At 67.7% G+C, this 25,029-nt stretch carries 23 protein-coding genes; 12 read left to right on the top strand and 11 right to left on the bottom strand.

All coding sequences use genetic code 11. The annotated features are described in order from the left end of the window. Positions 1-7 precede the first annotated feature (7 nt). The gene (locus tag ACIBK4_RS21370; protein ID WP_398996359.1) at positions 8-655 is read right to left on the bottom strand and encodes a hypothetical protein; all 648 of its coding nucleotides are present in this window, start codon (positions 653-655) and stop codon (positions 8-10) included. A 110-nt stretch (positions 656-765) separates the two neighbouring features. Between ACIBK4_RS21370 and ACIBK4_RS21365 the strand changes: the two genes are divergently transcribed. Beyond that, on the top strand, positions 766-1,407 hold the full coding sequence (locus tag ACIBK4_RS21365) for a hypothetical protein (protein ID WP_398996357.1): 642 nt from the start codon (positions 766-768) through the stop codon (positions 1,405-1,407). 205 nt (positions 1,408-1,612) lie between these two features. Here ACIBK4_RS21365 and mshD read toward each other — a convergent pair whose 3' ends face one another. Further along, entirely contained in the window at positions 1,613-2,542 is a 930-nt protein-coding gene (gene mshD, locus ACIBK4_RS21360; RefSeq protein WP_398996355.1) for a mycothiol synthase, read from the bottom strand. Between the two features lie 145 nt (positions 2,543-2,687). Here mshD and ACIBK4_RS21355 point away from each other — a divergent pair, with 145 nt between their 5' ends. The 3 genes from ACIBK4_RS21355 (at position 2,688) to ACIBK4_RS21345 (ending at position 7,716) form a co-directional block, all read left to right on the top strand. Beyond that, positions 2,688-4,499, top strand: a complete 1,812-nt coding sequence (locus ACIBK4_RS21355) for a bifunctional metallophosphatase/5'-nucleotidase (RefSeq protein ID WP_398996353.1) — start codon at positions 2,688-2,690, stop codon at positions 4,497-4,499. A gap of 1,117 nt (positions 4,500-5,616) precedes the next feature. After that, positions 5,617-5,739 (top strand): hypothetical protein, encoded by a 123-nt coding sequence (locus ACIBK4_RS21350; RefSeq protein ID WP_366433742.1) that lies wholly within the window; start codon positions 5,617-5,619, stop codon positions 5,737-5,739. A gap of 135 nt (positions 5,740-5,874) precedes the next feature. Next, on the top strand, positions 5,875-7,716 hold the full coding sequence (locus ACIBK4_RS21345; RefSeq protein WP_398996350.1) for an ABC transporter ATP-binding protein: 1,842 nt from the start codon (positions 5,875-5,877) through the stop codon (positions 7,714-7,716). 41 nt (positions 7,717-7,757) lie between these two features. On the opposite strand, the gene ACIBK4_RS21340 is transcribed toward ACIBK4_RS21345, so the two are convergent. From ACIBK4_RS21340 to ACIBK4_RS21330, 3 genes are all read right to left on the bottom strand, one after another. Continuing rightward, the gene (locus tag ACIBK4_RS21340) at positions 7,758-8,486 is read right to left on the bottom strand and encodes a response regulator transcription factor (protein ID WP_398996348.1); all 729 of its coding nucleotides are present in this window, start codon (positions 8,484-8,486) and stop codon (positions 7,758-7,760) included. 44 nt (positions 8,487-8,530) lie between these two features. Then, complete coding sequence (locus tag ACIBK4_RS21335; protein ID WP_398996346.1) at positions 8,531-9,241, bottom strand: PH domain-containing protein; 711 nt, start codon at positions 9,239-9,241, stop codon at positions 8,531-8,533. A 107-nt stretch (positions 9,242-9,348) separates the two neighbouring features. Beyond that, complete coding sequence (locus ACIBK4_RS21330; protein WP_398996344.1) at positions 9,349-9,957, bottom strand: PH domain-containing protein; 609 nt, start codon at positions 9,955-9,957, stop codon at positions 9,349-9,351. A 289-nt stretch (positions 9,958-10,246) separates the two neighbouring features. Between ACIBK4_RS21330 and ACIBK4_RS21325 the strand changes: the two genes are divergently transcribed. From ACIBK4_RS21325 to ACIBK4_RS21305, 5 genes are all read left to right on the top strand, one after another. Then, a complete protein-coding gene (locus tag ACIBK4_RS21325; protein WP_398996341.1) occupies positions 10,247-12,109 on the top strand; it encodes an NUDIX hydrolase in 1,863 nt (620 codons plus the stop codon). Beyond that, positions 12,102-12,827, top strand: coding sequence for a hypothetical protein (locus ACIBK4_RS21320; protein WP_398996339.1), 726 nt, complete (start codon positions 12,102-12,104; stop codon positions 12,825-12,827). The genes ACIBK4_RS21325 and ACIBK4_RS21320 overlap by 8 nt, the downstream gene beginning before the upstream one ends. Before the next feature lie 67 nt (positions 12,828-12,894). Continuing rightward, a complete protein-coding gene (locus ACIBK4_RS21315; RefSeq protein ID WP_398996337.1) occupies positions 12,895-13,611 on the top strand; it encodes a hypothetical protein in 717 nt (238 codons plus the stop codon). Positions 13,612-13,934: 323 nt separating this feature from the next. Continuing rightward, a complete protein-coding gene (locus ACIBK4_RS21310; protein WP_398996335.1) occupies positions 13,935-14,627 on the top strand; it encodes a response regulator transcription factor in 693 nt (230 codons plus the stop codon). Then, on the top strand, positions 14,624-16,168 hold the full coding sequence (locus ACIBK4_RS21305) for a sensor histidine kinase (protein WP_398996333.1): 1,545 nt from the start codon (positions 14,624-14,626) through the stop codon (positions 16,166-16,168). The genes ACIBK4_RS21310 and ACIBK4_RS21305 overlap by 4 nt, the downstream gene beginning before the upstream one ends. 38 nt (positions 16,169-16,206) lie before the next feature. On the opposite strand, the gene ACIBK4_RS21300 is transcribed toward ACIBK4_RS21305, so the two are convergent. From ACIBK4_RS21300 to ACIBK4_RS21275, 6 genes are all read right to left on the bottom strand, one after another. After that, on the bottom strand, positions 16,207-17,646 hold the full coding sequence (locus ACIBK4_RS21300; RefSeq protein ID WP_398996457.1) for a sensor histidine kinase: 1,440 nt from the start codon (positions 17,644-17,646) through the stop codon (positions 16,207-16,209). Between the two features lie 62 nt (positions 17,647-17,708). Then, positions 17,709-18,446 carry a response regulator transcription factor gene (locus ACIBK4_RS21295; RefSeq protein WP_019073726.1) on the bottom strand — a complete coding sequence of 246 codons (738 nt, stop codon included), beginning with the start codon at positions 18,444-18,446 and terminating at the stop codon, positions 17,709-17,711. Between the two features lie 158 nt (positions 18,447-18,604). Further along, positions 18,605-18,811: a hypothetical protein gene (locus ACIBK4_RS21290; protein WP_398996331.1), complete on the bottom strand. Its 207-nt coding sequence runs from the start codon at positions 18,809-18,811 to the stop codon at positions 18,605-18,607. Between the two features lie 43 nt (positions 18,812-18,854). Further along, entirely contained in the window at positions 18,855-20,069 is a 1,215-nt protein-coding gene (locus tag ACIBK4_RS21285) for a S1C family serine protease (protein WP_398996329.1), read from the bottom strand. 345 nt (positions 20,070-20,414) lie between these two features. Beyond that, complete coding sequence (locus ACIBK4_RS21280; protein ID WP_366093110.1) at positions 20,415-21,440, bottom strand: LacI family DNA-binding transcriptional regulator; 1,026 nt, start codon at positions 21,438-21,440, stop codon at positions 20,415-20,417. An 84-nt stretch (positions 21,441-21,524) separates the two neighbouring features. After that, on the bottom strand, positions 21,525-22,325 hold the full coding sequence (locus ACIBK4_RS21275) for a response regulator transcription factor (RefSeq protein WP_398996326.1): 801 nt from the start codon (positions 22,323-22,325) through the stop codon (positions 21,525-21,527). A gap of 203 nt (positions 22,326-22,528) precedes the next feature. Here ACIBK4_RS21275 and ACIBK4_RS21270 point away from each other — a divergent pair, with 203 nt between their 5' ends. From ACIBK4_RS21270 to ACIBK4_RS21260, 3 genes are read left to right on the top strand one after another with little or no spacing between them, the layout of a single operon-like run. Next, positions 22,529-23,413 (top strand): alpha/beta hydrolase, encoded by an 885-nt coding sequence (locus ACIBK4_RS21270; protein WP_398996324.1) that lies wholly within the window; start codon positions 22,529-22,531, stop codon positions 23,411-23,413. Between the two features lie 56 nt (positions 23,414-23,469). Beyond that, positions 23,470-23,724 (top strand): MoaD/ThiS family protein, encoded by a 255-nt coding sequence (locus ACIBK4_RS21265; RefSeq protein WP_328682091.1) that lies wholly within the window; start codon positions 23,470-23,472, stop codon positions 23,722-23,724. An 8-nt stretch (positions 23,725-23,732) separates the two neighbouring features. Then, positions 23,733-24,857, top strand: a complete 1,125-nt coding sequence (locus ACIBK4_RS21260; protein ID WP_398996321.1) for a hypothetical protein — start codon at positions 23,733-23,735, stop codon at positions 24,855-24,857. Positions 24,858-25,029: the final 172 nt, after the last annotated feature.

Here is a 25,029-nt window from a genome sequence, read left to right as displayed (position 1 = left end):
GCAATCCCTAGGGCTGGGGCTGGGCGGCCCCGGCCGACGGGACGCGCTGTCGACGCAGGAGCAGGCTCGCAGGCCGCCACAGGGCGAAGGCCAGGCCGAGGCCGAGGGGGATCTGCAGGAGTCGCTGGACCACCGGAGGCCCGGGCCTGTCCCCCCGCCTGAGCGGGGCAACGCCCTGCGGATCGACGGTCACCGTGTATGTACCGCCCACCTTCCACTTCCAGCCCAGGAGCCCGTTCTCCTCGATCGGCGCCAGCGGTGGGCCGTCGATGACGGTGACCGTGTAGAGGTGGACGCTGTCCCCCATCCCGTCACCGGCGGTCCACTGCATCTGCCGGACCCTGACGTGTTCGGTACGGCCGTGCTGGTGCAGTGCCTGCTGGTTCAGCTCCAGGTGCTGCAGGATCAGCACCCCGAAGACGCACACCGCACAGAGCGACCACCGGATGTTCAGATGCCCTGCGCTCAGGAACACGCAGCCGAGGATCGCCAGCACGCCCAGCACCTCGATCCACTGGGTGTGCGCGACGTAGACCGTGTGCCCGATCAGCCGCGTGATCGCCCACAGCGCCAACGCCCCGGCGACGCTCGCGCCACCCACCAGCGCCCGCCGCCCCACGCCGGTCTGCCCTCTGCCTGCTTCCTCTACGCTCACACGTCCCAAGGTATGGATCGTTCAACGATCCTTCAATAGGATGGTTCAACATTATGTCGTCTGCTGCGTGGACGCGGAACGGCAACCAACGGACCGGAGGGCTGAAGGAAATGAGCCGGTATCAGTTCGAACAGGTCGACGACTTCGGGCGGATCCTGTTCGTCGACGACCCCGTGCTGGAGCTTGAGTGCGTGCTGGGGGGCCTGGAGACCGCGGAAGGCTCGATCACCCTCCATCCCGCACAGACACCCCGCCTGCCCGTTGCCCTCTTCGAGTTCAGGAAGGCCCTGGGCGTGGGCTACTTCGGGTACGTCGTGCCGAGGGGAGTCTCGCCCGACGAGATACCCGAGGAACCGCAGCTCGAAGGCGCCATCCTGTTCGGCATGCGGCGCCTACCGCCCGACGTCTACTGCGAACTGCCCTCGCTCCCCGCATGGGAACTGCACGAGATACCCGACGAACAGCCAGGACCGGCGGTGAACTCCGGAGACACCTACTCCCGGCTGGAACTGCGGACACCCGACGGTGAGATCTACTCCCGGACCTGGGTCCCGTCCGACCCCGAGTGGGCGGCCGCCGCTCTGCGTCACGGCTACGTCGTGTGCCTGTGCGGCGTGGAACTGGGGATCCGCGGGATCTACGCGATGACCGACGCACAGCACACCCCGGCCATGCGCCACGAATCCTTCCGCCGCGGCTGCACACTGGGCCTGAACGCCGCCGGCCTCGTCACGTACGTCGCCCACCGCTGACGCACCATGCATCGGGACGGCGGCCTGCATCGAGTACGCGGGCCCGCACTTCTCAACGCAGGCCGACATCACTCAGCCTGTCCGGCACTTCTCAACTCAGGCCCGCAAAATCCAGCCCGTCCGGCGTTTGAGGACGAGGCCCCTTCAGGGCCGATGGGGGTCTGGGGGCGCAGCCCCCAGTACCTCAGGCGTCCCAACTCCTACTTCACGACTCCGAGCGATACATCAGGTCCGTCTCATACGTCGTGAACCCCAGCCGCTCATACACAGACACCGCCGCCTTGTTGTCCGCGTCGACATACAACATCGCCGTAGGCAACCCCTGCCCCGCAAGATGCCGAAGGCCAATCGTCGTCAACGCCTTGCCCAACCCCCCACCCTGCGCCCCCGGCAACACCCCGACGACGTACACCTCACCGAGCCGCTCCTCCGCGTGCACCTTCGTCCAGTGGAAGCCCACCAACTCCCCACCCCGCTCGGCCAGGAAGAACCCCGCGGGATCGAACCACGCCTCGGACTTACGGTCGTCAAGGTCCCGCTGGGTGAGAGACCCCTGCTCGGGGTGATGGGCGAACGCCGCCGCGTTCACGGCAAGCCACGCAGCGTCGTCGACGCCGGGCACGAAGGTCCGTACAGTCACGCCCTCGGAGAGAACCGGCTCCGGAAGCTCAAGCCCGGTCAACGGCCGCCGCAGCTGCCGGAGTTCACGGAACATCGTGAGCCCGAGAACCTGCGCGAGATGACGCGCGGCGGCATGCCCACCATGAGCCCACACCCGGAGCCGTTTCCCGGACGCGGCCAGCAACGCCGCACCCAACGCCCGCCCATGACCGTGCCCCCGATGCGAGGGATGAACGACGAGTTCCGCGGCCGGCGCCTCCACCGGATCCGTGTCCTCCAACTGCGCGTACCCGACCAGCTCGTCGCCCAGGGTCAGCAGCAGATGCGAGACCCCGTCCCGCTCACCCCCGCGGATCCGCAACCGCCCCTGCTCGGACACCGCCGGCTGCCCGTCGGTCAGCGCGGCCTCGCCGATCAGCGCGAGCACGGCCTCGCCCTGGTCCGGGGAGAGCGCGGAGTAGGTCTCGATGGAACGGGAGCCGGGCGCGGGCCGTACGGTGTCGTCGCTGGTCATGGGTATGAGGGTAAGCCGATCCCCCAGCAAAGTGGCGGCAAAGAAGAAACCAGGATGTAACCAAGAACCCCCTGCCGCGCTACGCGCGTTGACCCTAGGCTGCGCCGGAACGTGGTGACTTCTCAGCCGACACACAGGGGGGCTCATGCCAGCCACAACCCAGCCGCACCGCCCGCGCAGACGCCGTACCGCCGCACTCGTCGCCGCCACCGTGAGCCTCGCCACGGCGGGCGCGCTGGCGGCCGCACTGCCCGCCGACGCGCACGGCAACTCCGGCGGCTACGGCCACGGTTCCAAGCCCGGCCGCTACCAGGACGTCCAACTCCTCTCCTTCAACGACCTGCACGGCAACCTGGAGCCCCCGTCCGGTTCCTCCGGCCGGGTCACCGAACTCCAGGCGGACGGCACGACGAAGACGGTCGACGCGGGCGGTGTCGAGTACCTCGCCACGCACCTGCGCAACGCCCGTAAGGGCAACGCGTATTCGGTCACCGCGGCCGGCGGCGACATGGTGGGCGCGTCCCCGTTGATCTCGGGCCTGTTCCACGACGAGCCGACCATCGAGGCGCTCAACAAGCTTGACCTGGACGTCACTTCGGTCGGCAACCACGAGTTCGACGAGGGCGCCAAGGAGCTGGCCCGCCTCCAGAACGGCGGCTGCCACCCCACCGACGGCTGCTACACGGACAAGAAGTTCAAGGGCGCCGACTTCCCCTACCTCGCGGCCAACGTCCTCGGCGAGAAGACCAACAAGCCGATCCTGAAGCCGTATTGGGTGTGGAAGAAGAAGAACGTCAAGATCGGCTTCATCGGCGTGACCCTGGAGGGCACCCCGGGTGTCGTCTCGGCGGAGGGCGTCAAGGGCCTGAAGTTCAAGGACGAGGTCGAGACGATCAACAAGTACGCCAAGGAGCTCCAGCGCCAGGGCGTCCAGTCGATCGTCGCGCTGGTCCACGAGGGCGGCTTCCCGGCCTCCGCGTCGTACAACTACGACTGTGACGCGTCCGGTTCGGGCTCCGGCATCTCCGGCCCGATCGTCGACATCGCGAAGAACGTCACCCCGGCGGTGGACGCCCTCGTCACCGGCCACACCCACAACGCGTACGTCTGCACGATCGACGACCCAAGTGGCAAGCCCCGTATGGTCACTTCGGCCTCGTCCTTCGGCCGCCTCTACACGGACACGACGCTGACGTACGACCGCAGGACAGGCGACATCGCCCGTACGGCGGTCAAGTCGGCGAACCACGTGGTCACCCGTGACGTGCCCAAGGCCGCCGACCTGACCAGCCTGATCGGTAAGTGGAACGCCCTCGCGGCCCCCATCGGCAACCGCGCGATCGGCTACATCTCCGGTGACGTGAACAGCACCGGCACCGAGTCCCCGATGGGCGACCTCATCGCGGACGCCCAACTCGCGTACGGCAAGAAGCTGGACCCGGAGACCGACCTCGCGCTGATGAACCCGGGCGGGGTGCGCGCGGGCCTCACCTACAAGGCCGCCGGTGCCGAGGGCGACGGCGTGGTGACGTACGCCGAGGGCTTCACGGTGCAGCCGTTCGCCAACACGGTGAACCTCCAGGACTTCACGGGCGCCCAGGTGATCCAGGTGCTCAAGGAACAGGTGAGCGGCACGAACACGGCGGCGCCGAAGGTGCTCCAGGTGTCGTCCGGGCTGACGTACACGCTGGACCTGACGAAGACGGGCGCGGACCGGGTGGTCACGGACTCGATCAAGCTCAACGGTTCCGCCATCGACCCGGCCGCCACGTACCGCGTCGCGACGAACAGCTTCCTCGCGGGCGGCGGTGACGGCTTCACGACGCTGGGGCAGGGCACCGGCGACCTGGTCGGCACGGACGACCTGACCGCGCTGGCGGACTACCTCACGGCGAACTCGTCGGCGACGGCCCCGCTGGTGCCCCCGGCGGCGAACCGGATCACGATCGTCCAGTAGCCCAGCAGTCCCCCCTGCTCAGGGGCCCGGTGCCGCGTAGGTCGGCACCGGGCCCCTTCTGTTTTCCCGTTCTAAATTCTGTGTAAGACCGGGTTCAGTTCCGCAAAGTCCATAAGAATCTTCCACAGGGATTGCTCAGGAAGGTCTAAGCAGAAAAGGCTTTTCCTGCGTCAGAAGTCCAGTAGTGTTTTCCATGTCGAAAGCGAACAGCGCAAACGACAAGAAGACGCAAGAAGACGTAAGAGACGAAGGAGACCACGATGAGCTTCCACAAGATCGCCCCGGTCAAGAAGCACCACAAGCCCGCCCCGGCCCCCAAGAAGGCCCCGAAGAAGCCTGCTCCGGCCCCCAAGCGCCGCCCGGTCGGCCACAAGTAAGCCGAAGTAAGTCACACATAAAAATCCGTACCAGGGAGGGAATTAATCATGAGCTTCAACAAGATTCACCCCATCAAGAAGTCCTGCAAGCCCGCTCCGGGAGCCAAGAAGCCCGCTCCGAAGAAGCCCGCCCCGAAGCGCCGCCCGGTCGCCAACAAAGGCTGACAAAGAATTTACAGGCGTAATTCAGAAGTAAATCAAAGGCAGTTGCAGCAGATCGGTAGAGGAACTGTTGCAGAACCGCAGCAGACCCGGCAGTAGCCGCGACAGAGAGGGACACAGACATGAGCTTCCACAAGATCGCCCCGGTGAAGAAGACCCGCAAGCCCGCCCCGGCCCCCAAGAAGCCGGCGCCGAAGAAGCCCGCGCACGCCCCGAAGCGTCGCCCGGTCGGCCACAAGTAAGCGTCTCGGCCACCCGCAGCAGACCCGCACCACCCGCAGTACTCCACAACCCGCCGCACCAGCGCGGCACTTACAGGGAGGGACCCCACCATGAGCTTCCACAAGATCGCCCCGGTCAAGAAGCACCACAAGCCCGCTCCGGCCCCCAAGAAGCCCGCGCCGAAGAAGCCGGCGCCGGCCCCGAAGCGTCGTCCGGTCGGTCACAAGTAAGCCGCCGGTCCGGCCGTAGAAGACCCGCAGCACCCGCAGCACTCGTAACACCCGCAGTACTCACAGCACCCGCAGCACCCCACAACTCGCCGCAGCACAGCGGCACTTACCGGGAGGGAACCCGTCATGAGCTTCCACAAGATCGTCCCCGTCAAGAAGCACCGCAAGCCGGCCCCGGCCCCCAAGAAGCCCGCGCCGAAGAAGCCCGCGCACGCCCCGAAGCGTCGCCCGGTCGCCCACAAGGGCTGATCCCGCACCCCGTGAGGCGGGGCCACTGGTTAGCGAGCGAACTCGCTGCGGTGGCCCCGCCTCGGCCACGTCCAGGCCATGGACGCGCACCGGCCATCCACTGAACCAGGCCTGCTCTGAAGGGAGTTGTTGACCATGAGGGAAGCCCGTGAGGCCTTCCGCCGTTTCTGGCCGCTGACCCGCGGTGACCGCAAGTGGCTGGCGGTGATCATCGCGTGCGTCGTCGTGTCGGCGCTCTCCGAGACCGCCGCGATCCTGCTCTTCGCGGACCTCACCGACAACGCCCTCAAGGCCGGTTCGCTGTCCGACTTCTGGGGCCCGGCCGCGGCCTGGCTCGGCGTCGCGGCGCTCGGCGCGCTCGTCGGCTACTTCGGCAACTCCCTGGCCACCTGGACCGCCGAACGCTTCGTCCTGCGCCTGCGCGCGAACGTCTTCCGCCACGTGCAGGACCTACCGCCCCACTTCTTCCAGAAGCACCGCCAGGGCGACCTGGTCGAACGCCTCACCGGAGACGTCGAGGCCATCGAGCAGATGGTCGTGTCCGGGGTGGTCGGCACCATCTCCGCAGCTTTCTCAGCCGTGTTCTACGCCTGCGCGGCCCTGTACCTCCGCTGGGACCTGGCCCTCGCGACCTTCGTCCTGGCTCCCCTCTTCCTCCTCGCCGCCCGCCGCTTCTCCGGCCGCATCAAGCAGGCCTCGCAGGACGAACGGGTCGCGGACGGCGCGATCACCTCGGTAGTCGAGGAGTCCCTCGGCAACGTGGTCCTCACCCAGGCGTACAACCGCCGCCGGGACGAGGAGAAGCGCCTCGACGTCGAAGCCCGCGCCTGGATGAAGGCATCGGTCCGAGGCGCCCGACTGAGCGAGATGTACGAGCAGTTCGTGGAGGTCGTAGAAACCCTCTGCGTCCTGTCCGTCATCGGCCTCGGCGTCTGGGAGATCTCCGCCGACCGCATGACCCTCGGCGCACTCCTCGCCTTCGCGGCCTTCATCGGCTACCTCTACCCGCCGGTCCGCAACCTCGGCCAGCTCGGCCTCACCCTCACCGCCGCCACGGCCGGCGCCGCCCGTATCAACGAGATCCTGGACGCCACCCCGTCCGTGGGCGACCCCCGCGAACCCGTCCCCGCCTGGCCCGTCCACGGCTGGGTCAGCTTCCACGGCGTGACCTTCGCCTACCCCGGCGGCACCCGTAACTCGGTCGAGGACGTCACCTTCAGGGCGAACCCGGGCGAGCTGGTGATCATCACGGGCGAGAGCGGCGCGGGCAAGTCCACCCTCTCCAAACTCCTCACCCGCTTCTACGACCCCTCGGCGGGCGTGATCTGCCTGGACGGCGTCCCCCTCCGCGACGTACCCCTCGAATTCCTGCGGGAGAACGTCGCGTTGCTCCCCCAGCAGACCCTCATCCTCAACGGCACGGTCCGCGAGAACATCGAGTGCGGCCGCCCCGGAGCGACGGACGAGGACATCGAACGAGCGGCGCGAGCGGCGGCGGCCCACGACTTCATCGCATCCCTTCCCGAGGGCTACGACACTCAACTCGCCCCCGGCACGGCGGCGTTGTCCGGCGGCCAGCTCCAACGGATCGCGATCGCAAGGGCGATGCTCCGCGAGGCACCGGTCCTGGTCCTCGACGAACCGACCGCCGGCCTCGACTCGGTGGCCGCCCGCCAGGTGATCCAGCCCCTGCGCCGCCTGATGTCCGGCCGTACGACCATCATGATCACCCACGACCTGAGCCTGGCCCCGGACGCGGACCGCATCATCGTGGTGGACGGCGGACGACTGGTCGAGACGGGCACCCACGCGGAGTTGGTGGCGAGGGGCGGCGCATACGCTCGCCTGGCGGGCCCGCTGCCCGAAATGGCCATAGAGGGACGGCGGTTGGACGAGACGATGGTCCTTCGCCAGGTCCCGCCGCAGGCGCCGGACGAGACGATGATCCTGAGGCTCCCGAAGTTCCGGAAGCGATAGCTCAGGCAGATCGGGTAGATCGGGCAGATCAGACAGGCCGATCAGACAGATTCTGTAGGAGGCGCGGCCCGGAGGCTGTACCCGAGCCCCCGCACGGTGTGGATGAGCCGCGGTTCGCCGCGGCTCTCCAGTTTTCGGCGCAGGTACATGACGTAGACGTCGAGGGTGTTGGACGCGGGCTCGAAGTCGAAGCCCCAGACGTGCCGGTGGATCTGGGACCGGGTGAGCGCGGCGCCCGGATGGTGGAGCAGGTACTCCAGCAACAGGAATTCGGTCCGCGTGAGATCGAGCGGCCGGCCGTCACGGGTGACGGTACGGGTACGCAGGTCCATGGCGAGATCGTGAAAGGCGAGCCGTTCGAGCTCGGGCAACGCGTCGACCGCCGGGGTGTGTTGGGCACTGCGCCGCAGCAACGCCCGTACCCGCGCGAGGAGTTCCTCGATGGCGAACGGCTTGCTGAGGTAGTCGTCGGCCCCGTTGTCGAGCGCGACGATCCGATCGCCGACCGCGTCCCGCCCGGTGAGCATCAGGATCGGCACGGTGGACCCGGAGGCACGGATACGCCGGGTGGCGGCGAGCCCGTCGAGCTCGGGCATGGTGACGTCCATCAGCACGAGATCGGGCGCGTCGTCGTCCGCCACCCCGACCAGATCGATGACGGTACGCCCGTCTCCCGCGAGGACGGTCTCGTACCCCTCGAATCTGAGCAGCCGCCCGAGCCCTTCCCGTACGTCCACGTCGTCGTCGGCCAGCAGGATCTTCCGCGCCATCTCAACACGGTGTGACGGGCGGCTGTGGTGGGGCTGGCAGGGGGTTATGTGTGGGCTGGGGTTCGGGGGGAGCGCAGGCGGAAGAGCGTGACGAGGAGGGCGTAGGCGGAGAGCGGGGCCGAGAGGAGCAGGAGGACGGCGAGGAGACGGTGACCGTCGTGGACGGGCACCGTCCACACCAGATACCCGATGGCGGCGAAGAAGACGAGCAGGGCCCCGGTGACCGCGCGCTCCCGAGCCTTACGACGCACCGCGCGCAGCCCGATCCGGTCCTCGACCTCGGGCCGCAACTCCCAGGCCGTTCCCTGGTGTTGAGCGGCGGCGGTACGCAACTCCTCGACTTCGGCCCGGACGTCGGGGAGTTGCCAGTCGTCGACGTTGGGCAGCAGAAGCCTGCGGCCGTCGTTGTCGTGGAGCCAGGTCCAGAGGCGGGCGTCGGCGTTCTTGTTGTTACGGCTTTCGACGCGCAGATCGTAGATGTCGTGCCAGGCCCGCTTGCGCACGCGGAAGGCACCGCGGACGGCGATCCCGTCGGCGCCGACGGAGGTGAGCCCCCGGCGCACGGCCAGAAACGCCCAGACGGACAGCAACGCGATGAGCGCCGGCCCGCACAGTTTGTACGGCAGCGGAATGCCGTCGGGCCGGCTCAGCTGAAGCACACAGTTCCCCATGACGAACCACAGGGCGACGATCCGCCCCCGGGACGTCGTTCGCTGCCTGCGGTACTCCCGCTCGACCTCGATGTCCCCGCCCATCGACCCTCCCCAGAGCCTGAGTTCGGGGACGATCGTAAGGCTGGGAGCTGTGCGGGCACGGAGGCACCGGGGCGCGGGACGCCGGGGCGCCGGTCGGTTCGCGTGAGCTACAGCAGGGACGCGAGCGCCACGCACACGACGACGATGGCGGCGACGTACACCGCGCCCCAGACCTTGCTGTTCCGTACGCGTCGGCGTATCCGGTCCTCCGTCTCGGGCCGGAGTTCCCAGTCCGTGCCGCGGTGCAGGGCGGATACGGCGCGCAGGTCGGCGAGTTCGGCGTGGAAGTCGGGGAGTTGCCAGTCGTCGAAGTACGGGAGGCGCGTCCGGCGGCCGTCGTTGTCGTAGACGTAGGTCGTCAACTGGGCTTTCGCGAAGCGGCCGTTGGCGTTCAGCTCGGCGCGGATGTCGTAGATGTCGTGCCAGGTCCAGGTGTCCGTCTGGAAGGCGTCACGGGCGGTGATCCCCTGGGGGCCCACGACCGTGCGCCCGCGCTGTCGATACAGCACGGCCACGACGACCCGGGCGAGCACGATCGCCGCGAGCACGCTCACGTACCAGAGCGTGGAGGCGTAGGGGTTCGTCGTCACCTGGAGGACGATGTTGCCGCCGACGACGGTGGTGACGCCGATCTGCCACCAGGAGACGGACAAGGCTCTTCGCCGCCCGTACTCCCGCTCGATCTCCCGCTCGGTCTCCCGCTCGATCCCGCTCATGGACCCTCCCCCGGTCAGCAGCAGAGGGGGATCGTATGGCAGCAACCTGAGCACGTCGGGACGGGGCCCCTCCAGCATAAAGAGGCGTGGCCAGAGGGCTCCCTAACGGCGGCGCAGCGGGGCCGGTAACGAGGGTTCACGCCGCGGCCGACGTGGGTAACGTATCGCTGGCTGTCGGAGGTTGACGGGACGACGGGATCTTGGCCCCGGGGGAGGCTGAATTTCTCCGCGTAGCGGGCCCCAGCTGGCGCGGGCTTGGTCGAGAACGATCCTTGAGATTGGACTGAGTGTGAATCTGCCGCATCGCACCGTCGCGACGCGTTTGAGTGAATATCAGCTTCCGATCGTCACCCTGGGCCTTGTCGTCGTGGCCCAACTCGCAACCGTCGTCTCTCAGGTCGTCGATGTCGCGGTGCACAGTGTCCTCGGCACTTTCTTGCAGGCCGCTGCTGTCAGCGTCTCATTCGGCCCGGTGACGACCGGCAACATCCGTAAAGGACGACAGGACAGACGGTACAGGGCGCTATTTGAACGTCTGACGGACTACTCACTGGCTCGACGAGGGCTGCAGTGCCAGCAACTTGAGGACGAGTTCCTGCATGTGCCGCTGCTCAGCCGTCTGTGCTCGGACGGACAGTCGGCCATACGGAAGTCCACTCCTTCGGAATGTGCGGTCTTCGTATTGGGATACCAATTCTACGGTCATGAATTGGAAATTCCGAATTTTGATCCCTTCTGTCTGACCGAGATCGCCGACTGTGCTGCGGAATATCCCCCTTACCGGCATCTGGTACTGGCGGACGCGCTGCGAACAGTGCTTCCTGAGGCGGCCAAGGTGAGAGCCCTGGTTCGGGAGATCGAGAAGAAGGCGACGACTCGATTTCGTGTGTCCTCAAGGACCAGTGACGCGGATCAACGACTTGAGTCCAGGATTATGCGCTCCAGGGAGGAAGAGCTTATTGTAGTCAGCACGACGTCCCAAGTGTCCGGATTCTTTCTCGATGTGTTGCACAGGAGTGAGGCCAATATTTCCGAGGTGAAGGTGGTCTGCCTCTCGCCTCGGATCCTGTCGCACGGTTCGATCTCAAGCCAATCGCTTGAGTCGACCGTGCCTGTCAGTGTCATTCCGACCGGTCAGCAGATAGATGATCCCCGGATCGACAATATTCGCCGTGTTGTCCGTATCCTGACTGGAATCGCCAGTGCGCGGAAGCGCTTCGGCAGTTCCAGGATGGATATTCGCTTCCTGATCCTCAAGGAACGGCATCCAGGGCTGAAGGTCAGACTTCTCTCGCGTTCGGGATACCTCCAGCTCTTCCCTGGCAACCTTCGGTATGCGGGCAACCTCTACCGATTTGGATACGAGATCGAGGACAGGCAGCTCGTCGAGCGCTTCACGGCTTTGTTAGGTGATTGGCTGGACATCAGCGGTGAACCTCTCGGTGTGAATGACGCAGAAATCCAGGATCTGGAAGAGCGCTCTATATCGGAGCTTGCGCGCTCCTTGCTTGGGACCGAGCGGCCGGCGGAAAATATAGCAGTGAAAAGCACCATGCTGTTTTCGCTGCTTCCTGATGAATATGGCAGAGATATTCTGGGAAAGGTGTTCAACGTGATCGCGCAAGGAGTCGATTCGACTGCGCCGGGCAGGTTACGGGAAGCGGTGCCGAGTCAGTGGGATGTCTATGTGCCTGCCGGTCGGCCCATAGTCGAGCGGCAGCGTGGCCTTGCGCTGACCCCTTCTGGTGCTCATGTATCGGTCGGCGCCTTCATCGAGTGCGACGGGAAGATGCTCGTCGTCAAGAAAGTGACAGCCCCGAATCGCGGCTTGTGGAGCATTCCTGCGGGTCATTGCGAGTGGGGAGAGTGTCCGGCGGTCAGCATCGTTCGCGAGCTGCGCGAGGAGATCGGCGTTCTTCCGAAGGAGCCGACGCTCATCTACACGGGTGAGATCGATGAGGGGCGTCCGTGCAGACACGGTGCGGCGCGACACCTCTGGTTTCTCTACAGGATCCAGTTTTCGGAGCTTCCCGAGATCACGCTGCAGGCAGAGGAACTTCGGGAACTGAAGTGGGTCGACAACACTGTGCTCGGCCGACTGCGGAAGACGCCGGCCCTTGAGGCGCTGCTGGAAAAAACATCCGGTGAGTGACACGGTCTGTATCAGACTGCCGGGGCGGGGCACGACGGTTCGATTGACTGCTCGCGAGCAGTTCTTCTCGCACGAGTATCGCGAGTTCGGGATAGACGCAAAGATCTTCGGCGATATCCTCAAGGCTATAGATGGACTGGCTGCCGAATGCAAAGTGATTGTTGTCCCGAGCGGGGCCGGAGCATTTCTGCTGGGAGACCTGGCGCTCCGCCTGGGGCTGAGCTCACGCTCCGTCGGTGATGCGAACAGGACAGTCATTGACGCGCAGAGCGTGATCGTGTTCAACTGGTTCCTGGAGAACTCTCCGCATCCCTGCGTCATGATTTCCGACTATCGCGATGTCTCCTATGCTCTCGCCGAGAATCGAATCTGCATCGCTCGGCCCACTGAGATATTCGAGAGCACGGACACGCTGTGGGCGGCGCTTGCCTACCAATCCCGCTCGCGTTATGCGCTGAGCTTCAAGCGGCTCAGCCGCACCCGGCACATACTGCCTGATATACGCGACCATGAGGGGGCGATTCCGCGCGACTGGATGCTGCGCAACGCGAAGATGTGGGAGTCCGTGGGAGGAGCGCCTGTGCTCGACGTGCATTGCCTGCAATTCCTGTGGAAGGCGGAGTGCAGTACCTGGCTCCTGCAGCCGGAATTTCCTGGCGACATGGCACGAGTAATCTCCGGCTCCTCCCCGCGGGGCGTGTCGAAGATCATCAAGTGATGTGAAGGTTCACCTTGTGGCGGTCGAGGAATCCGTCAAAATGACTACTTCTTGGAAAGAGTAAGTCATGATCGATATAGCGGAAATTTGTTGGCTGATCGACTCGCACGAGGGTGCTCCTTGTGGCTCCTATTCCGCCCTTGATGAGCTGTGCCGGCGCATTACCGTAGAAGACTTGCTGAGTCTGGTGATCGAAGAAGCGTCCAGCCATCCACGCGAAGTTTCAGAATGCGCTCGCCGCTCCTATCGGCATGCTCTGGGGTTCGACAAAGTGATGCTGATGGTCGGGCCGGGGAAATCAACACTCCGTGTTCATGTGTGGCGTGATACAGATGCCCGCGCCCATGCATCCGAGCACATCCACAATCACCGTTTCGAGTTCGCCTCCGTCGTGCTGCGTGGCGACGTGGTGATGGAGACCTTCGAGCCTCACTCCGAAGGGGTCCTGATGGCCGCCTACGAGGAGTCCATCGGCGCAGGTGACTCGGGATGGATGATGCGCTGCCGAGGAACCGAGCGATTGCGCAAAACGATGGATCTGCGACTTGCGCCGGGCACCATGTATCGGATGCACGCCGAGTCTCTGCATCGGGTTGTCAGAAGTGCGTCCTCTTACACCGTGACGTTGTTCTTGGAAGCCGTCTCCCGTCGTGTCCGGACCAGCACCGACGTTTACACCGATCTCGACGCCGCCGTCCCCTCCGAGTTCGCCAGAGTGCCCATGAGACCCCAGGAATACTTAAGCGCACTAGTCGAAATAAGATCCCTGATCGCGTCGAACTGAACGGTCTGGGGCGGTTCGCCGATTCCGTCCGGACATGTCATGGGCCACCGCCGTTGGCAGTAGCCCGTGTGCCTGCCCCTTTGGCCGTTGCCGCAACGGAGCCAGGTTTGTCCGTTGAGGCGGAACAGGCGGCGGAGAAGAGGACGAGAGCGGGAACCCGTCCGAAGAACGGGCCCCTGCCGGGATCTCCCCCCACCCCCGTTGACGTCGACCCCGGCAGGGGCTCGTGGAACAGAACGATGGCAGAGCGGTGCTGAAGGGACCCTGAAGGTTCCTGAGGGGTCTTCAGGTTCCCCTCAGCCCGCAGCGGCGATGCTGGGGTGATGCGGATACTGGTGGTGGAGGACGACCGGCGGCTGGCGGATCTGCTGCGCCGGGGCCTGGTCGGCGAGGGGTACGCGGTCGATGTCGGGCACGACGGGCGCCGGGGTCTGGAACTGGCGCTGGAGAACCCGTACGACGCGGTCGTCCTGGACGTGATGCTGCCGTACGTGAACGGGTACCGGCTGTGCGCACGGCTGCGGGAGGCGGGGCGGTGGGTGCCGGTGCTGATGCTGACGGCCAAGGACGGCGAGTACGACCAGGCCGAAGGGCTCGACACCGGCGCCGACGACTACGTGGTCAAGCCGTTCTCGTTCATCGCGCTGGCCGCCCGATTACGGGCCCTGATCCGCAGGGGCCGCCCCGAGCGGCCGACGGTGCTGCACGTCGGGGACCTGGAGGTCGACCCGGCCTCCCGTCGATGCCGCCGCGGGACCGTGCCCGTCGCGTTGACGGCGCGTGAGTTCGCCGTCCTGGAGTACCTCGCCCAGCGCTGCGGCGAGACCGTCTCCAAGGGCGAGATCCTGGAGCACGTCTGGGACGACCGCTTCGACGGTGACGTGAACCTCGTCGAGGTCTACGTCAGCGCCCTGCGCCGCAAGATCGACGCACCGTTCGGCCGGCAGACCATCCGTACCGTGCGCGGCGCGGGCTACCGCCTCGACACCGCCGAGAAAAAACGGCCGACACCGTGAGCCGGCGGATACCGCTCCCACGCCTCCCGTGGCCCGCGACCCTCCGCAACCGACTGACCCTCCTGGCGGGCGCCGGCACCCTGGTCCTCCTCGCCGTCACCGCCTCCGCGTTCGCCGTCGAGACCCGCGCATCGCTGCTGGCCTCGGCGCGGCAGAACATCCCCAGCCAGGCTGTCTTCGACGAAAGCGTGCCGACCGGGTACGTCCCGGGTCTGGCGCTGCAGATCTGGGTCTCGGGCTACGGATCCGTCTACCGCTCTTCTTTCGGTATCGACCTGTCGCACCCTGACCCACTGCCGCCCTGCACCCGGTTGACGCTCACCGCGGAGGGCACCACCTCCCGTCACGCCATGTACTGTCTCGCCGTCGCCAAGGACAGTTCCACGTGGGCTTCGTTCCAGCTGAAGCACGGTCTCGTCAGCGACGGGGACCTGTCGCTGCTGCCCTGGAGCAGCCCTGCCCATGGTCCGGAACCCCTCCGCCGCCTGCTGCGGGTCATGCCGTCAGGAACCACAGGCCTGCCTCGGGATCGCTGGGTCGTCTACATCCGCCCGACAGGCCCTGAACAGGCCCATCTCAACACCGTCGTACGGCAGTTGGCCGCAGGCACCCTCGGGCTCACGCTCGTCGTCGCGGGCAGCATCTGGCTGGTGGCCGGACGGGTGCTGCGCCCCGTGGAAGCCATCCGCGCCGACTTCGCCGAGCTCAGCGCCCACCACCTCGACCAGCGCATCGCCGTACCCCGCGCCGGACGCGAGATCACCCGGCTCGCCGACACCATGAACACCACCCTCGACCGCCTCCAGTCCGCCGTCGAGCGCCAGCGCCAGTTCACCGCCGACGCCTCCCACGAACTGCGCACCCCGCTCGCCTGCCTGCGCACCGAACTCGAACTCGCCCTCCACCACCCCCACACCGCCGACTGGCCCCGCGTCGTCGACGCCGCCCACGACGACACCCTGCGCCTCCAGGCCCTCACCACCGACCTGCTGCTCCTCGCCCAACTCGACGCCGGACACACCGACCAGCCTCCGGGCCCACCCGTCGACCTGACCGACCTGGTCCGCGACGAGACGAGCCGACGGACACTCCCGCCCCACCTCACCCTGACCGTCCACGTCCGTCCCGAGCCGATCACCGTCAACGGCCATCAGGCACTCCTGGCCCGCGTCCTCGGCAACCTCCTCGACAACGCCGAACGCCACGCCGCCGGCACCATCACGGTCCGTCTCGCCTACGACACCGAGCACCGGCAAGCCGTCCTCGATGTCCTCGACGACGGCCCGGGCATCCCTCCGGAACACCACCGGAGAATCTTCGAACGCTTCAGCCGCCTGGACGACGCCCGCGCCCGCGACGCCGGCGGCGCGGGACTCGGCCTCGCCATCGCCGCACGCATCGCCACCACACACGGCGGCACACTCACCATCACCCCGAGCCCCCAGGGCGCCCACTTCCTCCTGCGCCTCCCCACAAGCACCCCACCACCGCAAGACCCGTCGGCTACGGCGACTGCGGCCGGGCCCACCGAGGCAACGTGAAGCGGGGTGACGTACGGCCAGTCTCCGAGGGTCCCGTACTAGTGCGATCGCCCAGAGCCCGACGAGTTCTCCAAAGTCTCCAAGGTCTCCGACGTCTCCGGCGGCGGAGCCGTGGCAGTCCCCGGAATTCGCACCGTCGCCACCGTTCCCCCACCCCGCGCGTGTGCCAACGTCACCTCTCCGCCTGCCTGTTGGACCGTGCGGGCGACGATGGACAGGCCGAGGCCGGAACCGGGGAGGGCGCGTGCTGAGGGCGAGCGCCAGAAGCGGTCGAAGACGTGGGGGAGTTCGTCGGCGGGGATGCCGGGGCCGTGGTCGCGGACGGTGAGGACGCCGCGCGTGAGCTGGACCTCGATCGTGCCGCCCTCGGGGCTGAACTTCACCGCGTTGTCGAGGATGTTGACGACGGCGCGTTCCAGGGCGGAGGGCTCCGACTGGACGTACCAGGGCTGGACGTCCGCCGTGATCGTCAACTCCGGGCCGCGCAGGCGTGCTCGGCGGAGCGCGGCCTCGACCGTGTCCTGGAGCGAGACCACCTGGACGCGTTCGCCGCGCTGGCCCTCCGAGCGGGACAACTCCTGCAAGTCGCCGATCAGGGACGCCAGTTCGGTCATCTGCGCCTTCACCGAGGCGAGGAGTGCCTTGCGGTCGGCCGGGGGGATCGGGCGGCCGGTCTCCTCGCTGCGGGTGAGGAGTTCGACGTTCGTACGGAGGGAGGTGAGGGGGGTGCGGAGTTCGTGACCGGCGTCGGCGATGAGTTGTTGTTGCAGCTCGCGGGAGTTGGCGAGGGACGCGGTCATCGAGTTGAAGGAGCGGGAGAGGCGGGCCACCTCGTCGTCACTGTCCTCCTCGACCGGGATGCGGATGGTCAAGTCCTCGGTACGGGCCACGTGTTCGACGGCCTCGGTGAGTTTGTCGACGGGGCGCAGGCCCGCGCGGGCGACCGCGAGACCGGCCGCGCCGGCGCCGACCACTCCGATGCCGGAGACGAGGAGGAGGATCAGGGCGAGGTCGTTGAGCGTGGACTCGGTGCCCTTCAGTGGCACCGCGACCAGAAGCGCGGCGTCGGCCACACCGGGCTGCCGGGCCTGCAGAGGCAGGGTCAGCACCCGCACGGCGTTGCCGTCCGAGTCCACGCCGTTGCGGGAGAGGCCCTTGCCGGTGCTTGCGTTCTTGATCACGTCATTGTCGGCCTTGGTGACCTTGATCTTGCCCACCGAGGTCGGGAAGAGGCAGACAGTGCCGTCCGCCTTGAGGACCTCGGAATAGGTGTTCCGAAAGCCGCCGCTGTCGTTCTGCACGGTCTGGGTGCAGGTGGCGACCACCGCGTCGATGTTGCGTACGCCGTCAGGTCCCCCCATGCTGATCGCCTTTTGCAGGTCGTTGTCAGCCTGGTCGTACAGCTTCCCCTGCACGATGAACCAACAGGTGACCGACACAGCCGCCACCCCGAACGCCACCGCCGCAGCGACCAGCATCGCCAGGCGCGACCGGATCGGCAGGGTCCGGAACCGGTGCAGGAACCGGTCGAGGACGTTCTTCACTCCGCCCCACCCTGTCGCAGCACGTACCCCACGCCCCGCACCGTGTGCACCAGCCGAGGCTCGCCCCCGGCTTCGGTCTTCCGGCGCAGGTACATCACGTACACATCAAGGGAGTTGGAGGACGGCTCGAAGTCGAAGCCCCACACCGCCTTGAGGATCTGCTCCCGGGTGAGGACCTGGCGGGGATGCGCCAGGAACATCTCCAGGAGGGTGAACTCCGTGCGGGTCAGCTCGACTTGGCGGCCGTTGCGGGTGACCTCACGCGTCGCGAGGTCCATGCGGAGGTCGGCGAAGGTGAGGGAGTCGTCCTCGGGCGCGGTCCCGGCTGCCGCGGCCGCCGCGTAGGAGCTGCGGCGGAGCAACGCCCGTACGCGGGCGAAGAGTTCGTCGAGTTCGAAGGGCTTGACCAGGTAGTCGTCGGCGCCGGCGTCCAGTCCCGTGACGCGGTCGCCGACCGTGTCGCGGGCCGTCAGCATCAGGATCGGGGTCGTCGTACCGGCACCCCGCATCCGGCGGGCCGCCGTCAGGCCGTCCATGCGCGGCATCTGGATGTCGAGGACGACCAGGTCGGGCTGGTACGCGGTCGCCTTCTCCAGCGCGTCCGCGCCGTCCACGGCGACCTCGGTGTCGTACCCCTCGAAGGCGAGGCTGCGCTGGAGTGCTTCGCGCACAGCCGGCTCGTCGTCCACGATCAGGATGCGCTGGGTGTCACGGTCGCCTTCGGCGGGGCTCATGGGCTGGATTCCTCGGGTGCGGTGGGACGGGGAGACAACGTCGGCTGAACGATCGGCTGGTCGCAATCAGCCTCGCATGTTTCCCGGCCGGTGCGTGAAGAGGGGAGGAAGTGAGAAAAAGGGTGAGATCGGCCTCGCCCCTCAATCCTCCGTGGGGATCAGCCCCGCATCGCCTGGAGGCGGTTCAGCGGCACCTTGCGGTGGTGCGTGCGGGCCGTGCCGGTACGCAGCCCCATCAGCTCCGGGACCGGCGCCACTTCCGGCGCCCGCGCGGCCGGCGCGTGCAGTTCGTACGCCACCCCGAGGGCCAGGCCGAGACCGGCCGCTCCGGTGTCGGTCACCGTGTGCGAAACCTGCTTGATCATGACGTACTCCCTACTGTGATGGATCGACCGCACTTGCGTTGGTCTAGCTGTCGGAACCGCCCGCCCGCAGCGAAGCCAGGTCCGCCTTGACGGTGTTGATCGGGATGGCGAAGCCGATGCCGATGCTTCCGGCCTCGGACGACGAGGACGAGGAGTCCGAACTGGACGAGTACATCGCGGAGTTGATGCCGATGATGTTGCCGTTCGCGTCGATCAGGGCGCCGCCGGAGTTGCCGGGGTTGAGGGACGCGTCGGTCTGGATCGCCTTGTACGTCGTCGTGGACGAACCGGTGTCGCCGTTGAACTGCTGGCCGCCGAACTGGAACGGCCACTGGCCGCTGCCGCCCGAACCCTGGCTCTGACTCTGGCTCTCGTCGGTCGAGACGGTCACGTCACGGTTCAGGGCGGAGACGATGCCGCTGGTGACGGTGCCGGTCAGGCCCTCCGGGGAGCCGATCGCCACGACCGTGTCGCCGATCTGGACGCCGGCGGAGTTGCCGAGGGTGGCCGCCTTCAGGCCGGAGGCGCCCGACAGCTTGAGGAGCGCGAGGTCCTTCTTGCTGTCCGTGCCGACGACCGTCGCGGTGTACGTCTTGCCGTTGCTCGTCTTGACCTTGACGGACGTGGCGCCGGAGATGACGTGGTTGTTGGTGATGACCTCGCCGCCGGCGGTGATGATCACGCCGGCACCGGTCGACGAGCCGTTGCTGAGGGTGGCCTCGACCTCGACCACGCTCGGGCTGACGGTCGCGGCGATCGTGGCGACGTCGCCCCGCTTGCTGGAGGGCACGACGGCCGTGGTGGTGCTGGAGGTGGCGACGCTGTCCTTGCCGGTCAGCTCCTGGAAGGCGTACGCCGTGCCGCCACCGACGGCCGCGGCGACGATCGCCACGGCGGCGAGCAGCGCGAGCGGACCCCGGGTGCGCTTCTTGGGCTTGGGCGCCTCGCCCTGGACGTGGGTGAGGAGAGCGGTGTCGCCGCCGCCGTGGCCGTCACCGCCGCCGTACGCTCCACCGTCGGCGCCGAAGGCGGCCTGCGGGGCGGGCGAGGGGGCGGGAGCCTGGGCCGGCCACTCGGGTGCGGCGGGCTGCTGCGTCTGCTGCACGGGCTGAGGCTGCTGCACCGGAGGCTGGTAGGCCGGCGGGGGCGGCCACTCCGGGTTCACGGGAGAAGAGGCGTGCTGCTGCTGGGGGTACGCCTGCGGCTGGTCGCCCTGGGGGGTCTCGTACTCGCCGCTGCGGCGGAAGCTCTCGGTCATGGAACAGAGCCTGTCGCGCGATCATGAGAGGTACCTGAGTCCCCGCTGAGAAGCCCGACAGAACCTCGTATGCCCGATATAAAGACGCCGGGCCCCCGGAAACTCGGGGATTCCAGCGAACCCTGTGACCACCGGGACGGGTGCGCTCAGCCGCTACACAGGCCCGGATTACTCAGCCCGTCCGGCACCTCTCAACACAGGCCCGGATCACTCAGCCCGTCCGGCACCTCTCAACACAGGCCCGCAAAATCCAGCCCGTCCGGCGTTTGAGGACGAGGCCCTTTCAGGGCCGATACGGGGGTTCGGGGGCAGAGCCCCCGACAACGGACCCGCGCCCGAACGACTTCAGCCCTCACACCCACACGACTGCCGTATGACCAACCGCGACGGAAACACCTTCAACCGCTCCCGCCGAGACCCCGCCACCCGCAACCCGTCGTCGAGGACAAGATCCACCGCCGCCCGAGCCATCGCCGGCCGATCCGATGCGATCGTTGTCAGCTTCGGGTCGGCAAGCGCCGCTTCCTTGATGTCGTCGAAGCCGATGACACCCAGCTCGCGCGGAACATCGATCCGCAGCTCGCGCGCCGCCCGCAGCAGGCCGATCGCCTGGTCGTCGGTGGAGCAGAAGATCGCGGGAGGACGGCGCGGGCCGGAGAGGATGCCCAGGGCGACCTGGTACGCGTCGTAGCGGTTGTACGGGGCCTCGAAGAGGCGCCCCTCGGTCGGCAGCCCTGCCTCGGTCATCGCCCGCCGCCAGCCCTCGACGTGGTCGGAGACCGGGTCACCGACGGACGGCGTCTCCGCCGTACCGCCCATACAGGCGACGTATTCGTAGCCGTGCTCAAGGAGATGGCGGACGGCGAGCTGGGCGCCGCCGAGGTCGTCCGTGACGACCGCCACGTCGTCGATCGCCTCGGGGCGTTCGTGGAGAAGGACGACGCGGGCGTCCCACGCCTCGATCTCCGCCGCCGCGTTGTCGTTCAGCGCGTGGCTGACGAGGATCAGGCCGGAGACCCGCATCCCGAGGAACGCGCGCAGGTAGTGCACCTCGCGCTCGCCCACGTAGTCGGAGTTGCCGACGAGCACCATTTTTCCGCGCTCGGACGCGGCCTGTTCGACCGCGTGCGCCATCTCCCCGAAGAAGGGCTGGCGCGCGTCCGGCACGATCAGGCCTATGAGGTCCGTACGCCGCGACGCCATGGCCTGGGCCACCCGGTCGGGTCGGTACCCCAGTTCCTTGATCGCGGCGAGGACACGCTCGCGCGTGGCCGGGGCAACCGGCCGGGGTCCGTTGTTGATGACATAGCTGACAACGGCGGTCGAAGTACCCGCCAGCCGCGCCACATCATCCCGAGTCACCTTGGCCACGCGCGGAGTCTACGCGGATTGACCCGCTCTGGGCAGGGCGTTTCGAAGCTTCTCTGCGGAAGCCATGCCCTGCCCGGAACCGGGTTACGCCTCGGCCGGGATCTCGGCGGCGTCCAGCGCGGCCGAGTCGGTCGTCTCGTCCGCATCCTCCGGCTTCGCACCGGCGAGCGCGGCGCTCGCCTTGAGCTTCGCCTCCTCGCCGCCCCGGTCACCCTTCTCCGGAGTGACGAACCGATAACCGACGTTGCGGACGGTCCCGATCAGCGACTCGTGCTCGGGCCCGAGCTTCGCGCGCAGCCGTCGTACGTGGACGTCGACCGTCCGCGTACCGCCGAAGTAGTCGTAGCCCCAGACCTCCTGGAGCAGCTGGGCGCGCGTGAAGACGCGGCCCGGGTGCTGCGCGAGGTACTTGAGGAGCTCGAACTCCTTGAAGGTCAGGTCGAGGACCCGGCCCTTGAGCTTGGCGGAGTACGTCGCCTCGTCGACCGAAAGGTCGCCGTTGCGGATCTCCATGGGGGAGTCGTCGTTGACGATCTGCTGGCGGCCCATCGCCAGGCGCAGGCGCGCCTCGACCTCGGCCGGACCGGCCGTGTCGAGCAGGACGTCGTCGATGCCCCAGTCGGCGGTGACGGCCGCGAGGCCGCCCTCGGTGACGACGAGGATGAGCGGGCACCCCGGGCCGGTGGACCGGAGGAGCTGACACAGGCTGCGCACCTGAGGCAGGTCACGGCGGCCGTCGATCAGGATGACGTCGGCACCGGGGGTGTCGACGAGAGCGGGGCCTTCCGCCGGTGCCACGCGCACGTTGTGCAGCAGCAGGCCAAGGGCCGGAAGCACCTCCGTCGACGGCTGGAGGGCATTGGTCAGGAGCAGCAGAGAACTCATACGTCTGGTTCCTCCTCGGTCCCTGCGAGGACGTTTGCGGCACTGCGGCATTGCGGCGATGCTCTGTGATTCCGGGGGCCTGGTATCTCCCGCGTCCACCTGGGGTTTCCCGTGGTGTACCGCTTCGTATACAACGCTCCTGGAAGCACAAAAGGACCCGGGGGCTTCGCTGCCCGAGTCCTCTGTCCAGCAGAATAGCCCACATGAGCGCTGGTACGGCAGGTCATGTGGCACGATCCACCGTTCGTCCGAACTCTGAGACGATCAGACGTACACCTTTGCGGACGTTTCTGCACACCGACGACGGGGTGACGATCGATTCCGTATACGAACCGGGGGCACCCGTATACGACGCCTCCCGGTCACCTTCCGGTGATCCCGTGTTCGTCGTGGCGCACGGTTTCACGGGCGATGTGGACAAGCCCCATGTACGGCGGGTGGCCGAGGCGTTCCTCCAGTACGGGGCCGTGGTCACCTTCTCCTTCCGGGGCCACGGCGCCTCCGGCGGACGCTCCACCGTCGGCGACCGCGAGGTCCTCGATCTGGCCGCGGCGGTCACCTGGGCGCGCGAACAAGGACACACGCGCGTGGTCACCGTCGGCTTCTCGATGGGCGGTTCGGTGGTGCTGCGGCACGCGGCGCTCTACGGCCCGAAGGCGCGCGCCGACGGTCAGGGGCGCGAGGGGCGCACAGAAGCGCACACGGACGCGGTGGTTTCGGTGAGTGCGCCGGCCCGCTGGTACTACAGGGGGACGGCCCCCATGCGGAAGCTCCACTGGCTCGTGACCCGTCCCGAGGGCCGCCTGGTCGGTCGCTACGGCCTCAACACCCGTATCGAGCAAAGGGGTTGGGACCCGGTCCCGATGCCCCCGGTCGAGGCGGTCCCGCGCATCGCGCCCACCCCGCTCCTCATCGTGCACGGCGACCGCGACGGCTACTTCCCCGTCGACCACCCCCGGATGCTGGCCGACGCCGCCGGTGACCACGCCGAACTCTGGCTGGAGCCGGGCATGGGCCACGCCGAACACGCGGCCGCCGACGACCTGCTCGACCGCATCGGTCGCTGGGGCAGTTCACAGGACGGCTAGCCTGACGGGTGTTGACGCCTGATCCGTCGACACCGATCTAGCGAGGAAGCAAGCACATGCCAAAGGTCACGGTGCGCTACTGGGCCGCCGCGAAGGCCGCGGCCGGCATCGCCGAGGAGCCGTACGACGCGGCCACCCTCGCCGACGCCCTCGCCGCCGTCCGCGAGCGACACCCCGGGGAACTCGCCCGCGTACTGCTGCGATGCTCGTTCCTCGTCGACGGTGACCCCGTGGGCACCCGCGGACATGAGACGGTACGGCTGGCCGAGGGCGGCACGGTCGAGGTGCTCCCGCCGTTCGCAGGAGGATGAGCGAAGCGATGAGCAACCAGCCGTACGAGGGCTACGACGAGAACTACGACCCCTACGCCCAGCAGCCGCACCAGCCCCAACAGGCGCAGGCGCAGGCGTGGCCCGGGCACCAGCAGGCGTACGACGATCCGCAGGCGGCCCAGCAGTACACCCAGCAGTGGCAGGGCCAGACCTGGGACACCCAGGTCCAGCAGACCAGGCCCGCCGCGTCCGACCTGGCGTACTTCCCGCCGCAGAACTACCAAGAGGCAGCGCGGAGTTACGACCCCTACGCGCAGGCCCAGCCCCCCAGACCCGACGTGCCCGAGACACAGGCACCCCCCGCCGCCTCCGCCGGAGACGGCTACGGCCCGCCCTCCCTCGCCGGCAACGCCCGCATCACCGACGCCCAGCGCGCCCGCCTCGAAGGCCGTTCGCCGATCATCGAACCCGGGATGCAGCCCGCCGGCCTCACCGCCGTCCTGGCGCTCCTGCTCTCCGTCACCGCGCAGATCGGGTCGTACGCCCTCGTCGTACCGCTCGTGATCCTTCAGGCCGTCACGGCGGCGGGCTGGTTCCGGCTGAACGGGATGTGGCCGGCCCGGCAGGGCATCGCGCTGGCCTTCGCGGGGGCGCTCGTCGCGGACGTGGCGCTGCTCGCGGCCGGGCGGGAGAACGGTCCCGCCGCGATCCTCGGCACCCTCGGTGTCTGGGTCCTGCTCTCCCTCGTGATGCAGCTGCGCTCGCACGCCGACCCGGACACCCGGATCACCGGCCTGATGGCGACGGTCGCCTCGGCTGCGCTGGCCATCGTCGCGGCCGGGCACCTCGCGGCCGACCCGGACGCGGTGACGGTCGGCGCGGCCGCGGTCGCCGTCGCGATCCTGGCCCGCGCGCTGCCGCTGCCGACCGTGGCGTCGGTCGTCGTATCGCTCCTGGCGGCCGCGGGTGCGGGCATCGCCGTAGGAGGGATGACGGGCATGGGCGCGAAGGGCGCGCTGCTCGGCGCGGGCGCGGCGGTCTGCGCGCTGATCGGCCACCGGGTCGCGAGTTACGACTACCCGTCCCGCTTCGTCCACTTCACGGCCGGCGTGGCCCTCCCGCTCACCGCGGCGGCCCCGGTGGTGTACGTGCTGGGACGCGCGCTGGTGTAGCCCGCCGCAGGCCAAGTTCCGTGCCGTAGGCGGTAGTTGGTCGCGTAAGCGGTGTGTAGGTGGTAGTTAAGAGCACTGTCACAGGTGATCGACAATTTCCCGGTACACGCGTCTCGCAGGACTAACCTCGCGATCAGCGGCCACCCGGTCGTCGTACCGCTGTCGTCGATGA

Origin of the sequence: Streptomyces sp. NPDC050528 (assembly GCF_044457795.1) — a bacterium.
Lineage (GTDB): Bacteria > Actinomycetota > Actinomycetes > Streptomycetales > Streptomycetaceae > Streptomyces.
The sequence above is the reverse complement of the archived record's forward strand: the minus strand, read 5'-3'. Positions and strand labels throughout refer to the sequence as shown.